This is a genomic window from Herbaspirillum sp. DW155 (assembly GCF_037076565.1).
In the GTDB taxonomy this organism is placed as follows: Bacteria; Pseudomonadota; Gammaproteobacteria; order Burkholderiales; family Burkholderiaceae_D; genus Herbaspirillum.
Genome location: NZ_AP029028.1, coordinates 3,935,750 through 3,949,011 on the forward strand (window position 1 = coordinate 3,935,750; position 13,262 = coordinate 3,949,011).

At 58.0% G+C, this 13,262-nt stretch carries 12 protein-coding genes and 1 tRNA gene; 8 read left to right on the forward strand and 5 right to left on the reverse strand.

The window, feature by feature from the left end; translation table 11 throughout:
* Nucleotides 1-5: 5 nt before the first annotated feature.
* The 6 genes from AACH55_RS17880 to AACH55_RS17905 all read left to right on the forward strand — a co-directional run bounded on the left by AACH55_RS17880 (nt 6) and on the right by AACH55_RS17905 (nt 6,630).
* Nucleotides 6-677, forward strand: coding sequence for a DUF4123 domain-containing protein (locus tag AACH55_RS17880; RefSeq protein WP_338716013.1), 672 nt, complete (start codon nt 6-8; stop codon nt 675-677).
* Nucleotides 674-3,175: a T6SS effector BTH_I2691 family protein gene (locus AACH55_RS17885; protein ID WP_338716014.1), complete on the forward strand. Its 2,502-nt coding sequence runs from the start codon at nt 674-676 to the stop codon at nt 3,173-3,175. The genes AACH55_RS17880 and AACH55_RS17885 overlap by 4 nt, the downstream gene beginning before the upstream one ends.
* Nucleotides 3,176-3,177: 2 nt before the next feature.
* Nucleotides 3,178-4,254 (forward strand): DUF6708 domain-containing protein, encoded by a 1,077-nt coding sequence (locus AACH55_RS17890; protein WP_338716015.1) that lies wholly within the window; start codon nt 3,178-3,180, stop codon nt 4,252-4,254.
* A 207-nt stretch (nt 4,255-4,461) separates the two neighbouring features.
* A complete protein-coding gene (locus AACH55_RS17895) occupies nt 4,462-5,271 on the forward strand; it encodes a hypothetical protein (protein WP_338720340.1) in 810 nt (269 codons plus the stop codon).
* 3 nt (nt 5,272-5,274) lie between these two features.
* Nucleotides 5,275-6,354, forward strand: a complete 1,080-nt coding sequence (locus AACH55_RS17900) for a DUF6708 domain-containing protein (RefSeq protein ID WP_338716016.1) — start codon at nt 5,275-5,277, stop codon at nt 6,352-6,354.
* A gap of 9 nt (nt 6,355-6,363) precedes the next feature.
* The gene (locus tag AACH55_RS17905; RefSeq protein WP_338716017.1) at nt 6,364-6,630 is read left to right on the forward strand and encodes a PAAR domain-containing protein; all 267 of its coding nucleotides are present in this window, start codon (nt 6,364-6,366) and stop codon (nt 6,628-6,630) included.
* A gap of 28 nt (nt 6,631-6,658) precedes the next feature.
* Here AACH55_RS17905 and AACH55_RS17910 read toward each other — a convergent pair whose 3' ends face one another.
* The 5 genes from AACH55_RS17910 to AACH55_RS17930 all read right to left on the reverse strand — a co-directional run bounded on the left by AACH55_RS17910 (nt 6,659) and on the right by AACH55_RS17930 (nt 10,534).
* Entirely contained in the window at nt 6,659-8,068 is a 1,410-nt protein-coding gene (locus tag AACH55_RS17910; RefSeq protein WP_338716018.1) for a DUF2130 domain-containing protein, read from the reverse strand.
* 118 nt (nt 8,069-8,186) lie between these two features.
* Nucleotides 8,187-8,261: transfer RNA gene (locus AACH55_RS17915), tRNA-Val, on the reverse strand.
* 148 nt (nt 8,262-8,409) lie between these two features.
* Entirely contained in the window at nt 8,410-9,144 is a 735-nt protein-coding gene (gene dnaQ / locus AACH55_RS17920; RefSeq protein ID WP_338716019.1) for a DNA polymerase III subunit epsilon, read from the reverse strand.
* Nucleotides 9,145-9,204: 60 nt separating this feature from the next.
* A complete protein-coding gene (gene rnhA / locus AACH55_RS17925) occupies nt 9,205-9,639 on the reverse strand; it encodes a ribonuclease HI (protein WP_034350828.1) in 435 nt (144 codons plus the stop codon).
* A 100-nt stretch (nt 9,640-9,739) separates the two neighbouring features.
* Nucleotides 9,740-10,534, reverse strand: coding sequence for a methyltransferase domain-containing protein (locus AACH55_RS17930; RefSeq protein WP_338716020.1), 795 nt, complete (start codon nt 10,532-10,534; stop codon nt 9,740-9,742).
* Between the two features lie 62 nt (nt 10,535-10,596).
* On the opposite strand from AACH55_RS17930, the gene gloB reads away from it, so the two are divergent.
* Together gloB and AACH55_RS17940 are read left to right on the forward strand one after the other, a co-directional pair.
* The gene (gene gloB / locus AACH55_RS17935; RefSeq protein ID WP_338716021.1) at nt 10,597-11,391 is read left to right on the forward strand and encodes a hydroxyacylglutathione hydrolase; all 795 of its coding nucleotides are present in this window, start codon (nt 10,597-10,599) and stop codon (nt 11,389-11,391) included.
* Between the two features lie 341 nt (nt 11,392-11,732).
* Entirely contained in the window at nt 11,733-13,253 is a 1,521-nt protein-coding gene (locus AACH55_RS17940; RefSeq protein ID WP_338716022.1) for a transglycosylase SLT domain-containing protein, read from the forward strand.
* Nucleotides 13,254-13,262: the final 9 nt, after the last annotated feature.

A 13,262-nucleotide genomic window follows, 5' to 3' on the forward strand; every position in this document is an offset into this window, starting at 1 on the left:
ACCCCATGCAGAAGAGCCCCCCCATCCTGTGTGCCTGGCTGGAGAGCGCCGCGGATCCCGAGCGCCTCGTGCGCGGCCTCACACGCTTCTTGATCGGACCCGGCGTGGACGGCCGTCAGGTCTACTGGCGCTATTACGACCCACGCGTGCTGGCATTGACCCTGCAGTTGTTCTCTGGCGAGCAAACCCGCGCCCTAATGGGGCCGGTCACGCAGTGGCGCTTTCCCTGGAATGGCCACTGGTGGGGCGTCACCGGTCCGGGCGAGGAGGTTGATTTGCTGGGCGGCAGTCAGCCGGCCTGGCCCGACGCCAGCCAGTGGCACAGCCTGGCGCACTGCGATGTGCTCGACAAGGTTCTGCGGCAGCTGCCGGAGAGCCTGGCCGCCTGCACGCCGCCGGAAATCCTGCTGTATCTGCGGCGCGGCGACTCGGCCTTGATGCACGCACGTCAGGTACTCAAGCTCACCGTTCCTGGTGAACTGATGGGGTACGCCTTGCTTTGCCTGCGTTATGGCAGCGCTATTCTGGACCATCCCCCGTTGCATGGTGCCTGGCCTGCGCTGGCCAGTGGCGAGCTCAGTTGGAACGCCCTGCTCCAGCGGCTCGGTCCGGATGATTATCGGCAGATGGACGCTCTGTGCCATCTCATGTCCCCTACCACAGGAGCAGCACAATGAACGGATGCAATTTTTGCGACAAGAAAGGCTTGCTGATCTATCCAGTACGCTATGCCGTGGCCAGTCCGTATGGCGCGGCAGGAGTACCGGGGCTGTCCGGCAATTTCAAGATCGAGGGTGCACCGCAGTCCGCGGGTGGGGCGAAATACAGCTTGCGCGCGCTACGTCCCGGCTATCTCTATACCTATGACGAGAAGCGAGGACGGCTCAAAGCCTATGTGGTCATGCCGACCGGGCATCTCTGGCACTATCCGCTGGAGTACAACGCGCCGCATCCGGCGAAGATTCGCTTTGCCTGCATTGATCCCGGCGAGCTGGTGCGGGCCTATTGTGTCGATATTGTCCACACGGCGTCCGATCCGGCGGGCAATTTCTGGATAGGCTGGTCCAACGTACAGTGGACCAAGGCCTTGCTCAAGAAGGTCAGTGACGCGGGCTGGCGCAAGAAGCACATGCAGTGCATCGATATCCCGGCCATGTTGGCTGGCAGTGCGGCCCACACCGGGGAGTTCAACGCGAGTGCGGACAAGGTGGCACATTTCGTGGCGGACGAAGCCACCATGAAAAAAGCCTACGCCTTCAGCAACACGCCGATTGAATCCGAGACACGCAAGCTCGCCTCGGCCGTGCGCTTCAAGGCGATCATGGCGGAGCACGGGCCGCATCACAAGGGCTATATCGCCGCACTCAATGATCCGGTGGGAATGACCAACGACTTGAGCGAATTGACGATACCGGACCTGCAGGCCGGGTTCGATGAGAAACTGCATCAGGGCAAGATGATTGCTGACCTGCTCGCGCTGACCGAGCATCATGTACGCCAGGAGGCCCGCCAGGAAGTGGCCTTCAGAGATGCCGTTGCAGAAGCCGCCACGCACCATCCGGATGGCGATGTCTACAATGGCTTGAAGACCTTGGGCGCCATGTTCAAGCTGGGCGGGATAGACCGTCATGAGAAGAAGCTCCGCGAACAGCGCAAGAAATACGGCGAGGATCTGGCCGGACGCCAGCAGGCAGCGGCCGATGACGCCTGGCATGAATTGACCCATGACAATGACAAGCCGATTCTGGATGAGGCGAGGTTGAAGGCCTTTCCTGCTACCTACGACGCAGCACTCAAGGAGTTTGAACCGCGCTTGATGCAGCTGGTGATGGCGCACCTTGGCTGGCTCAAGAGCGAGCAGTTGGCGAACTGGATGGAAGGCGTTCACGACGATGCCGATATCCGCAGTGGCTATGCCTATAGCGAATCGATGGCGCAATGCATCGGCAAGGCCACCTGCTCCAAGCCTTGTGTTGACCAGCTCATGCGCTGGATCTCCAGCGACAATCTCAAGGACACGCGCAACCTGTATGGCCGCGCCTTGTTGCTCAACCAGGCCGATATCATCGCGGCCACCGAGATACAGCTCAAGGGCAGCGATATCCAGATTGAGAACATACTCAACATCTACAAGGGCGCAATTGAGCGATTGCACAACGCGGGCCACGCGGAACAATTGATTGATCGTCTGGCGCTGACGACGGGCAACGTCATTGCAAAGGCCATCAGCGAGAGTGGCAGCTTGCTGGCAAAGGGGCTGGCGCATATTCATCTTCAATTGATGGCAGGCGTTGCCATCAAGGTCAGCAACATGAGCAGTACTGACGTAGCCAGATGGGCGATCGCAGAAGCGAAAGAGCAAGGCATCAAAATGGAGACCACCCGACAGAAGACCAGGGCCGATGCACGCACCGAGGCTGGCAGGGCTGTCAAGCGAGCCAAAGTGGAGAAGCATGTCGTCTACGAACTGGATATCGCCAGGCTCGAGAAGGAGGGACGGATTGCGCCGGGGAGCATCAAGGGGATTGGACTTCCGGGCTTTGCCATGACGCAGAAATGGCTGGGGTCCGGGGTACCGCGAGATTTCAGGCTTGGGGTGGTGACCATGATTGTGCAGATGGTGGCGCTTAATTTTGCGATGAAGGACTTGGCGGGAAATGATCATTTCAATCAAGTGGAGACCCGGTTCAAGGCCGCGGTGGCCGCCGTCAGCTTGGCCGCGACCCTGGTAGAGACAATAGCTGTCAGTGTAGAGAAGTCCATAGAACATCCACTCGGAGCATTTATCCGTGATCAATGGAAGATTGATAGCAAAAGAGCAGGCAGGATTGCAAAAATGGCGCAGAGAGTGGGCGCAATAGCAGGTGTGCTTGCGGGGCTTTACGATATTTTCTATAACGCTCGCAACGCGGATAAAGAAGGAGACAAGGTGCTTGCTCGGCTCTATTTTATTAGCGGCCTTGTGGGAATAGCACTTCCAGCTGCCATCTACCTCTCGATAGGCGCCATCTTTTGGCCGCTCTTCGTTATATCCATCGGGATTGGAATCGCGATCGCATCATTAAATGACAGTGCGCTAAAAATCTGGATTGCGCGCTGTGAATTCAGCACTGGGGACAAATACAGGTCATTCGATGAACAATTAAGTTCCTTTGAAAGAGCGGTTGGAGCTTAAAAATGGATGAACGCGTATTTAAATATAAAGCTGGCGATCCAATTCCGGACTGGGATTGGCAACATCGGCTACCGATCGACAAGCCGGTTAGCGGCGAGTGCAAAGACACCGCGACGGTCTTCAGAATCAATTCCACCTTTATGGACATCACTGATCAGCCCTATATGGACCGTCAATGGGTGGGGGGAGGAGTAATTTTCTGTTGCCTGGGAATCATTGGAGCGATTTACCACGGCTATAGCGTCATAAAAAATCCTAATAATCACCTTGACACTTATTTGATTACGACGCTCCTTTTGGTACTAGTTGGCATCTCTGCATTCGGATATCTGGCATTTAAATATGGACGTGATGAGTTCTTCGCGCTGAGGCGACGCCCTATCCGCTTCAATCGTAGAGAAAAAAAAATCTATGCTATTCGGCGTCGCAGATTCTTTGCAACTACAGGTCAGGGCGACATCACATGGGAGATGGAATGGAACGAAAAATCCATCTTCTGCATTCACCGGGGATATGCAGAAGGCAGGCCGGTCTATCACATCCGTCATTACGAAGTGGACAACGAAAATAAAGTTATTCGCAGTGTCGCAATTGGCCGCAAATGGGAAGAGAACGAGAACCTTCAAGGACTGCTATCTCAATGGAATTACTGGTGCTGGTACATGAACTACGGACCTGGGGAATTACCCAAGCCACCATTGTTTTTCAGTGAAAACGAAAGCATGAGGGAGAGCTTCCTCTTTTGCCTGTATGGCTTCGGGATGCAGGCAAGCATTGCCTACCGCATTTCGATGATGCCATTCATCCTGATCATGACAGGGTATCGACTTTTTGCGCTATGGACATGCCGCAATCCTGTATGGCCGCAGGAAGTCGAGGATGTCAGCGTCATTGATCCAAATGATCCCTATGACGAGCCGCAAATGCATACTCCAATCGGTTGGGGAGAGACCGTCCTTGCCAAGCAAAGAGGTGACTATCCAGAGGATCCGAAGATGGAAATCATGGATTGGCGGGGAGAACGAGATCCGGCAGTGAATGCGCTGCTGTGGGCTCAAGACATTCCGCCAACGTATTAGATTTCTTATGGATAGAAGCTCCTGCCCCGACAAGATGAGCCAGCCTGCTTATGCATGAGATTTGAGGCGGGGCGTACCAATCGACAGGCCCAAAAGAGAGAAATCCCGCTGGCACGATAAAGAGACCTCACCACCAACGTACATGTCTAGGCAGCAGAAATCCCTCCCCGCCTCCACTGAAAGCCTTACAGAATCGAAGAGCAAGGCATCAAACCGGAAGCCAAGCGCCGGGAAACCAGAGCCTATGCTCGAACCGAGGCTGGCAGGGCTGTCAAGCGAGCCAAAGTGGAGAAGCATGTCGTCTACGAACTGGATATCGCCAAGCTGGAGAAGGAGGGACGGATTGCGCCTGGGAGCATCAAGGGGATTGGACTTCCGGGTTTTGCCTTGACGCAGAAATGGCTGGGGTCCGGGGTACCGCGAGATTTCAGACTTGGGGTGGTGACCATGATTGTCCAGATGGTGGCGCTGAATTTTGCGATGAAGGATCTAGTGAAGAGCGACCAATTCAATCAACAGGAAACACGGATCAAAGCAGCACTGGCGATCATTAGCCTGACAGCAACCATTATAGAAATGGCGGCGGTGAGCGGTGCCCAATCAACTGAGCATCCGTTAGGAGCATTTATCCGGAAGCAATGGACTGCAACCGAAAAACACCTAGAGAGAATAATAAAAGGGGCCAGGATTTTCGGAATGCTCGCAGGCATTTTCGCGGGAGCATACGATATCTTGATCAATTCCATAAATGCTGATAAAGCCGGAGACGAGCGGCTATCTCAGCTCTATTTCATCAATGGAATATTAGGAATCGTTCTCCCGGCCGCAATTTATTTTTCGGTAGGTGCAATAATCTGGCCACTATTCGTATTCTCGTTCGTGGTAGGAATCGCAATAGCTCATCACAACGCCAGTGCTTTAAAGAGCTGGATTTCCCGGTGTGAATTTTCAACCGGAGAAAAATACAGCTCGTTCGAGATGCAATTGAAAGCACTTCGGGATGCGACCGGAGGATGAACTATGGATGAGCGCGTATTTCACTTCAAAGCATGCCAGCCCATTCCTGAATGGGACCTAAATCATCGTCTCGATATTCATAGACCTGTTGGCCCCGAGATGAAAGACTCATCTACGATCTTCAGAATCAATTCGTGCCACATGGATGTGACAGATCAACCGTATCGGGATCGTCAATGGCAGGCCGGTGGGGTACTCACGCTGTGCCTGGGGATTGCTGCATCAATTTTTTATGGCACCAGTGTCATAAAAAATCCAAACAACACTATTGATAGTTATCTGATCACGACAGCACTTTTGGTACTGAGCGCAATTTCGACATTCGGATTTTTCGTCGTCAAATATGGCCGAGATGAATTCTTCTCACTGAAACGACGCCCTATACGCTTCCATCGAAAAGAGAGAAAAATCTATGCCATCCGGCGCCGGAGATTCTTCGCCGAATCGGGCGAGGGTGATATTACATGGGAGGCTCCTTGGAATGAAAACTCGATCTTCTGCATCCATCGTGGAGTAGTTGATCACCGAAACGTCTACCATATTCGATACTACGACGTAGATCAAAATGGCAACGTCGTTCGCGCATTCGCGATAGGTCGGAAATGGGAAGGTGATGAGAGCTTGGAAGATCTCCTGTCGCAATGGAACTACTGGTGCTGGTACATGAATCACGGCCCCGCGGAGTTACCCAAGCCTCTACTCTTCTTCAAAGAAAAAGAGGACATCCTGGAGAGCTTTCTATTTTGCATGTATGACTTCGGCATGCGGGCGAGCCCCGCCTATCGCACCATGATGATGCCGGCCATCCTCTTGATGACCACTCACCGCCTGATGGCACTCTGGACCTGCCGCGATCCGATCTGGCCCGACTCGATAAACAAGGTCAGCGTCATTGAACCCGATGATCCTTTCGACCAACCTTCTGGGCGCACTCCGGTGGGTTGGGCGGAAACGACACATGCCATTGATCGCAACGAGTATCCCGATGGCGATAGAAGAGAAATGCCCAACTGGTACGGCAAAAAAGATCCCGCCGCCAACGCACGTCTCTGGGCACAAGACACTCCTCCCCACATCAACTGAAAGCCTCACATGAAAGACGAACAAGGCCGAGCCGTCATCCGCCTCGGCGACAAAACCTCTCACGGCGGTGAAGTGATTTCAGCCAGTGACACGCTCAAGGCCATGGGCAAAGGCGTCGCGCTCGAAGGCGATATGACGCACTGTCCCAAGTGCAAGGGCCAGTTCGCCATCCAGCCCGGTGGTGGCAATAGCACCCGCAAGCATCATGGAAAGCAGGTGGCGTATGACGGAGATACGACTGCCTGCGGTGCAAGCCTGATCGCTTCGCTGTCATAGCATCAAAAAGTCAGCACGGCCAGAATATTCACTGCCCCTCGCCAGACTGCTCTTTCTTGACCTCCGCAAACTTCGCCGCCATGGTCGGATTGCCACGCGTCAGGCGCTTGATGGTCACATCCTGCGCCTTGTCATTGGCCAGGCGCAGGTTGCGGTCGGTGCCGAGCAGGGCTTCCTTGGTCTTCTGCAGGTGGTCGATGGACTTGTCGATCTCGTCGATGGCCGTCTGGAAGCGGCGCGAGGCCAGGTCGTAGTTCTTGGCGAACGCCGCCTTGAAGGTGTCCAGCTCGGATTCGAAATTGGTGATGTCGATGTTCTGCGCCTTCACCAGCGCCAGTTCGGTCTTGTATTTCAGCGAGTTGAGCGCGGCGTTCCTGAGCAGCGTGATGATGGGAATGAAGAACTGCGGACGCACCACGTACATCTTCGGGTAGCGGTGGAACACATCCACGATCCCCGTGTTGTACAGCTCGCTCTCCGGCTCCAGCATCGAGACCAGCACGGCGTATTCGCAAGCTTTCTCCTGGCGGTCCTTGTCCAGTTCCTTGAGGAAGTCTTCGTTGCGATTCTTGGTGGCGGTGCGATCACTCTCGTTCTTCATCTCGAACATGATGGAGACGATCTCGGTGCCGGCCTCATCCGTATCACGGAAGATGTAGTCGCCCTTGCTGCCGCTGCGGGCATCGTTGTCCTTCTCGAAATACGCGCGCGGGAAGGCGGTGGCGCGGATGCGGTTGAACTCGGTCTCGCAGTGTTGTTCCAGGGTCTCGCCGACCATCTTGGTGGAGAGCCGCGCCTTCATGTCGCGCAGGCGCTCGATCATGTCTTCGCGGTCCTTGAGCTGGGTCTCGTATTTGTCTTTCAGTGATTTCTCGGCCAGCTGCTTTTCCAGCTCGGCGTGCATCAGCTTGCTCTTGAGTTCGTCGCGCTCCTTCTCGACCACGCCGACGGCTTCGTTCACGGCCAGCTTCTGGGTCAGCGCGATGGAATCCATCTTCGCTTTCAATGCCTGGATCTCGGCATCCTTTTCGCTGACGGTCTGCTGCAATTGCTGGGCGAGGCGGGCCTCAGCCAGTTGCTGTTCGGCGAGCTTTTCTTTTCTGGCCTGTTCGAGTTCGTTGGCCAGCTTGTCACGCTCGCGCTCGACGTTGGCCATGGCTTCGGCGACGGCCATCTTCTGCGCCATCTCGCCGGCTTCCAGCCTGGCCTTCAGCTCCTGGATCTCGGCATCGCGGGCCGCTGCCGCCTTCTGCAATTGCGCCTCGGCCTTGGCGCTGGCCAGCGCGATGGCGTTGCGCTTATCCTGCTCGGCCAGTTCCAGACGCTCATGCAGTTGCTGCTCGAAGGCGCTGTCGCGCACCTGCGAGAGGATGTCGGCGTAACCGGCTTCATCGATCTTGAAGGCTTTGCCGCAGTGGGGGCAGATGATGTCGTGCATGGCTGTTGGGTCCTGTTCTTGACGGATGGGCGCTAGCTTAACGGATCAGACACGCCGCGCTGACAGGAAAACAAAACAGAAATGCGAAAAGCCCGCACTAGGCGGGCTTTTCTGAATTTGGTGGAAAGTGCAAGGTTTGAACTTGCGACCCCTGCAGTGTGAATGCAGTGCTCTACCACTGAGCTAACCTTCCGTACCTGACTGGCTTTTTTGCTGCAGCGCCAATCGAGAAGCGAGATTATGCCAACGTTTTTCGACCTGCGCAAGTGCTTCGTAAATAATTCTTCATTTTTTATCGAAAGCGCTGCCGGATGACGACAAAGAACTGACCAACAGCCGCGTCACGCCGCTTCAGCAGCCGCCTCCGGTGGTGGCGGTTCAAAGCGCCACACGCAGCTGCCGCGCGCTTCCTTGTCGAGCTGGTTGAGCACCTCTTCGTGCAGGCCCAGTTCTTCCTCGCTGGCCGCCACCACGATCACCTCGGCCAGCGGAGCCAGTTCCAGCTTGCCCTCGCCTTCGCTGACCTCTTCTTCGGCGCCCAGGTCCATGGTCAGCGTGTTCTGGCCACGCGTCATCGACAGATAGACTTCGGCCAGCAACTCCGCATCCAGCAGCGCGCCGTGCAGCACGCGGTGGGCGTTGGAAATGCCGTAACGGTCGCACAGCGCATCGAGCGAATTGCGGCGCCCCGGGTGCAGCTCCTTGGCCATCTGCAGCGAGTCCACCACGTCGATCACGTGTTCCTTGAACGGCGGCAGGCCCAGCAAGGCCAGTTCGGCATCCAGGAAGGCGACGTCGAAGGGCGCGTTGTGGATGATGATCTGGGCGCCACGCACGTAATCCAGGAACTCGGCGGCGATCTGCTTGAAGGTCGGCTTGTCGGCCAGGAATTCGGTGGTCAGGCCGTGCACGGCCAGCGCACCTTCTTCGGAGTCTCGCTCGGGATTGATGTAGAAGTGAAGGTTCTTGCCGGAAAGCTGGCGGTTGAGCACCTCCACACAGCCGATTTCCAGGATGCGGTTGCCGTTGCGCGGCGAAAGGCCCGTGGTTTCGGTATCGAGGATGATCTGACGCATGCTTGCTCCCTGCTGATTCTGATGCTGAAAAATGCCGATATGAAGAAAAAGCCGGGCGGATCAGCCTATGCTGTCCACGCCCCGATTGGCCAGCTGGTCGGCGCGCTCGTTGCCCGCGTGGCCGTTGTGCCCGCGCACCCAGCGCCATTCCACCTGGTGTTGCTGCTGGGCGGCGTCCAGCGCCTGCCACAGGTCGGCGTTCTTGACCGGTTCCTTGCTGGCGGTCTTCCAGCCGCGCGCCTTCCAGCCGTGGATCCATTCGCTGATGCCCTTCTGCACGTACTGGCTGTCGGTGTGGACCACCACTTCGCACGGGCGCTTCAAGGCATTCAAGGCCTGGATTACCGCCATCAGTTCCATGCGGTTGTTGGTGGTGTTGGGCTCGCCGCCGAAGATTTCCTTCTCCTTGCCACCCGCTACCAGCAAGGCACCCCAGCCGCCACGGCCAGGATTGCCCTTGCAGGCGCCATCGGAATAGATCTCTACTTTATCCATACTCTTCACTTCAATCTGTTTGCTTGTGCACTTGTGCGCACAGTAGGCGGGCCGCGATGATACCTGATCGCGCTACCAGGCCGGTAAATTCGGTCGGTTTTCAGTCCGTTTTATGGATGCGGTTGGTCACCGGCACGCCACGCGGGGCCGTCAGTTTCTGGCGTTGCAGGGCTGGTCCGATGAGGCGCATGCCGGGCACCCGCTTGATCGCCTGGACGATGTAGACCGCGCCGAAATACGGCCACCAGCGGTCGCCGGCCTTTTCCATGAAACCGAAGCGGTCCAGCCATTGCGCCGTCTCGCAGGGCGGCGCGTAGCAGCCGAAGTGGCCGCGATTGACTTCCATGTTGAGCAGCTTCAACCAGTCCTTGAGGCGCGGGAGGCGGATGAATTCGCCATCCTGCGGCAGGAAGTGGGCACCGGTCAGGCGTCCGGCGACCTGGCGCATGCCCCAGAGACTACTGGGATTGAAGCCGCAGATGATGACCTGCCCTTCCGGGATCAAGACCCGCTCCACCTCGCGCAGCACCTGGTGGGGCTCGGCGGCGAATTCCAGCACGTGCGGCAGCACCACCAGGTCCAGGCTCTGGGTGGCGAAGGGCAGTTCGCCGAAATTCTGCGTGACCACCTGGGGGATTTCCAGCTCGGACTGCCCTTCCACCGGCATGCGGTTGTCGGCCAGCCAGCGATAAGGCATGCGGTTGGCCTGCAGGGCGTGGATCTGGGGCGAGCCGATCTGCACGGCGTTGAAGCCGAAGATGTCGGCCGTCAGGGTGTTGAGATGACGCTGCTCCCACTGGCGCAGGTAGTCGCCGATAGGCGTCTGCAACCAGGCGGCCAGGTCTATAATTTCGGCGTTGTTCGCAGTCACAGCAGTTTCAGCCTTGTCAGCCATCTCTTCTTTCGCGCCTCATGACCCAGCCAGCCAAGCCAGCTCAAGCAGATCAGAAAACTTCATTGGACGTCCTGGCCGTTCCGGCGTTCGACGACAACTACCTGTGGATCATCCATGACGGGCGCCATGCCGCCGCGGTCGACCCGGGCGACGCGGTCCCCGTCCTGGCCGCATTGCAGGCCGAGGGCCTGACGTTGGCCGCTATTCTACTGACTCATCATCATGCTGACCATGTTGGCGGTGTGGTCGAGCTGGCACGGGCTGCCGCGAGCGATGAATTCCCCACCATCCCGGTCTACGGGCCGGCGCGCGAGCAATCCCGCATCAAGGGGATGACGGTCCCGCTGCACGGGAATGAGGAGGTGAATATCGCTTCCCTCGGCTTGTCCTTGCAGGTCATCGAGGTGCCGGGGCATACCCTGGGCCACATCGCGTATTACGCGCCCGCGCAGGCCCTGCTGTTCTGCGGGGATACGCTCTTTGCGGGCGGCTGCGGACGCGTCTTCGAAGGCACACCGGCGCAGATGGTGGAGTCCCTGGGCAAGCTGGCCAGCCTGCCCGGCGCTACCCAGGTCTACTGCGCCCATGAATACACGCTCTCCAACCTGAAGTTTGCGGCCGAGGTCGAGCCGGGCAATGCCGCGCTGGCCGAGCGCATCATTGGCGAACGCGCCCGGCGCGAACGCGGCGAGCCTACCGTGCCGACCACCATTGCGCTGGAGCGCGAGACTAACCCCTTCCTGCGCACCCAGGAAAAGGAAATTCTCGAATCCCTGCAAAAGAGTGGCCGTTTGGCGCAGTTGGACGAAGTTAGCAGCTTTGCAGCACTGCGCGAATGGAAGAATACGTACAGATAGCGCCAAATTGAGGGACAGTTAGCCGCAAAAACCTGCCAAATCAAGGACTTGGCTTTGTAACAGAGGCCAATTTCTGCTTGACTGGCTAAAAGGGTCTTCCGTACACTCCTCCAATTCCCCAATTTGGGCGCCAGCGCTTTTACGCGTTTTTACGAAATGCTGTCTGCCCAGCACCACGCCGGGGAAACTCGCAGCTTCCGACCTTGCATTACCGTCAACCTGCACGCGCCCGTGATCGGACTGATCCGGACTCCGCCGGCAGGAGGTGTCGAGCTTCATCACAGCTCTGCAACGGAAGCGCCGCACGCAAACTTTTGCCTCTGGCACAGGATATCGCCCACATGCAGCGTACTTTGAAACAATTCGCCATTGCCGCCCTGTTTTGCGCTGGCACCCCGCTGCTCTCCTACGCCAACGATATCTCGATCTACCCCGCCCCCTTCAATGCGATCAATCCCGAACTGGCCGGCAATGCCCTGCCGGGGATGAACGACATCGACATCTGGACGCGCATTCGCAAGGGTTTCGGGATTCCCGATCTGGATAACGCCCTGGTGGAGAGCCAGACCCAGTGGTACAGCTCCCGTCCCGACTACATCCAGCGCACCACGGAACGCGCCTCGCGCTATCTGTTCCACGTCGTGCAGGAACTGGAAAAGCGCGGCATGCCCACCGAACTGGCACTGCTGCCCTTCATCGAGTCGGCCTTCAATCCGGAAGCGCTGTCGACCGCCAAGGCCGCCGGCATGTGGCAGTTCATTCCCTCCACCGGGCGTGACTACAACCTCAAGCAGAACATGTTCACTGACGAGCGCCGCGACGTGCTGGCCTCCACCGACGCCGCGCTGACCTATCTGCAGAAGCTCTACGGCATGTTCGGCGACTGGCAGCTGGCGCTGGCGGCCTACAACTGGGGCGAAGGTTCGGTGCAGCGCGCGGTCAACCGCAACCTGGCGGCGGGCCTGCCGATCGACTTCAATACGCTGTCGGCGCAGATGCCCAACGAGACGCGCAACTACGTGCCCAAGCTGCAGGCGGTCAAGAACATCATCGCCAACCCGGGCGCCTTCAACATCGCCCTGCCCAAGGTGGACAACCAGCCCTACTTCGTCACCATCGGCAAGACCCGCAACATCGACGTGAAGGTCGCGGCGCAACTGGCCGAGCTGTCGGTCGATGAGTTCAGGGCGCTGAACCCGCAATTCAACCGCCCCGTCATCATCGGCGGCGAAGACACCAAGATCCTGCTGCCGGAAAGCAATGCCGAGAAGTTCAAGGCCAACATGTCCAAGTGGACGCAGGCCTTCTCGACCTGGACCGCACATACCGTCTCCAGCGCCCGCGAGCGCATCGAGACCATCGCCAGCAAGTTCGGCACCACCCCGGAAGTGATCCGCAGCGTCAACCAGATCCCGCCGCGCATGGTCTTGAAGGCTGGCTCCACCATCCTGGTGCCCAAGACCGAGGAAACCGCCTCCCTCGATACCGACCTGACCCCGGAAATCGCTGACAACGCCCGCCTGGCCATCGCTCCGGACGTGCCGGAGACCCGCCACATCTACGTCAAGGCCGGCAAGCGCGACACCCTGGCCGGCATCGCCAGCCGCTATCGCGTGAGCGTGGCGCAGATCAAGGAATGGAACGGTTTGAAGCGTGACACCCTGGCTGCCGGCCAGAGCCTGCAGCTGCATGTGCCCAATGCCGCAGCGACGACTCGCGTGGCCGCGCATCACGCCGCACCGGCGCGCCGCCAGGTCGCCTCGGCCAAGGGCCCCGTACGCAAGGCCGCACCTGCCCCGGTCCGCAAGGTCGCCGGCAAGCCGCTGACGCTGGCCTCCGGAAACGGCGCGCGCAAGCAATAATCCGGAGGA

Bases quoted from the DNA above. Each gene is read 5' to 3' on its own strand.
- AACH55_RS17940 (WP_338716022.1), top strand. From the start codon at position 11,733: ATGCAGCGTACTTTGAAACAATTCGCCATTGCCGCCCTGTTTTGCGCT.
- AACH55_RS17885 (WP_338716014.1), top strand. From the start codon at position 674: ATGAACGGATGCAATTTTTGCGACAAGAAAGGCTTGCTGATCTATCCA.
- dnaQ (WP_338716019.1), bottom strand. From the start codon at position 9,144: ATGCGTCAGATCATCCTCGATACCGAAACCACGGGCCTTTCGCCGCGC.
- AACH55_RS17900 (WP_338716016.1), top strand. From the start codon at position 5,275: ATGGATGAGCGCGTATTTCACTTCAAAGCATGCCAGCCCATTCCTGAA.
- AACH55_RS17905 (WP_338716017.1), top strand. From the start codon at position 6,364: ATGAAAGACGAACAAGGCCGAGCCGTCATCCGCCTCGGCGACAAAACC.
- rnhA (WP_034350828.1), bottom strand. From the start codon at position 9,639: ATGGATAAAGTAGAGATCTATTCCGATGGCGCCTGCAAGGGCAATCCT.
- AACH55_RS17910 (WP_338716018.1), bottom strand. From the start codon at position 8,068: ATGCACGACATCATCTGCCCCCACTGCGGCAAAGCCTTCAAGATCGAT.
- AACH55_RS17930 (WP_338716020.1), bottom strand. From the start codon at position 10,534: ATGGCTGACAAGGCTGAAACTGCTGTGACTGCGAACAACGCCGAAATT.
- AACH55_RS17880 (WP_338716013.1), top strand. From the start codon at position 6: ATGCAGAAGAGCCCCCCCATCCTGTGTGCCTGGCTGGAGAGCGCCGCG.
- AACH55_RS17890 (WP_338716015.1), top strand. From the start codon at position 3,178: ATGGATGAACGCGTATTTAAATATAAAGCTGGCGATCCAATTCCGGAC.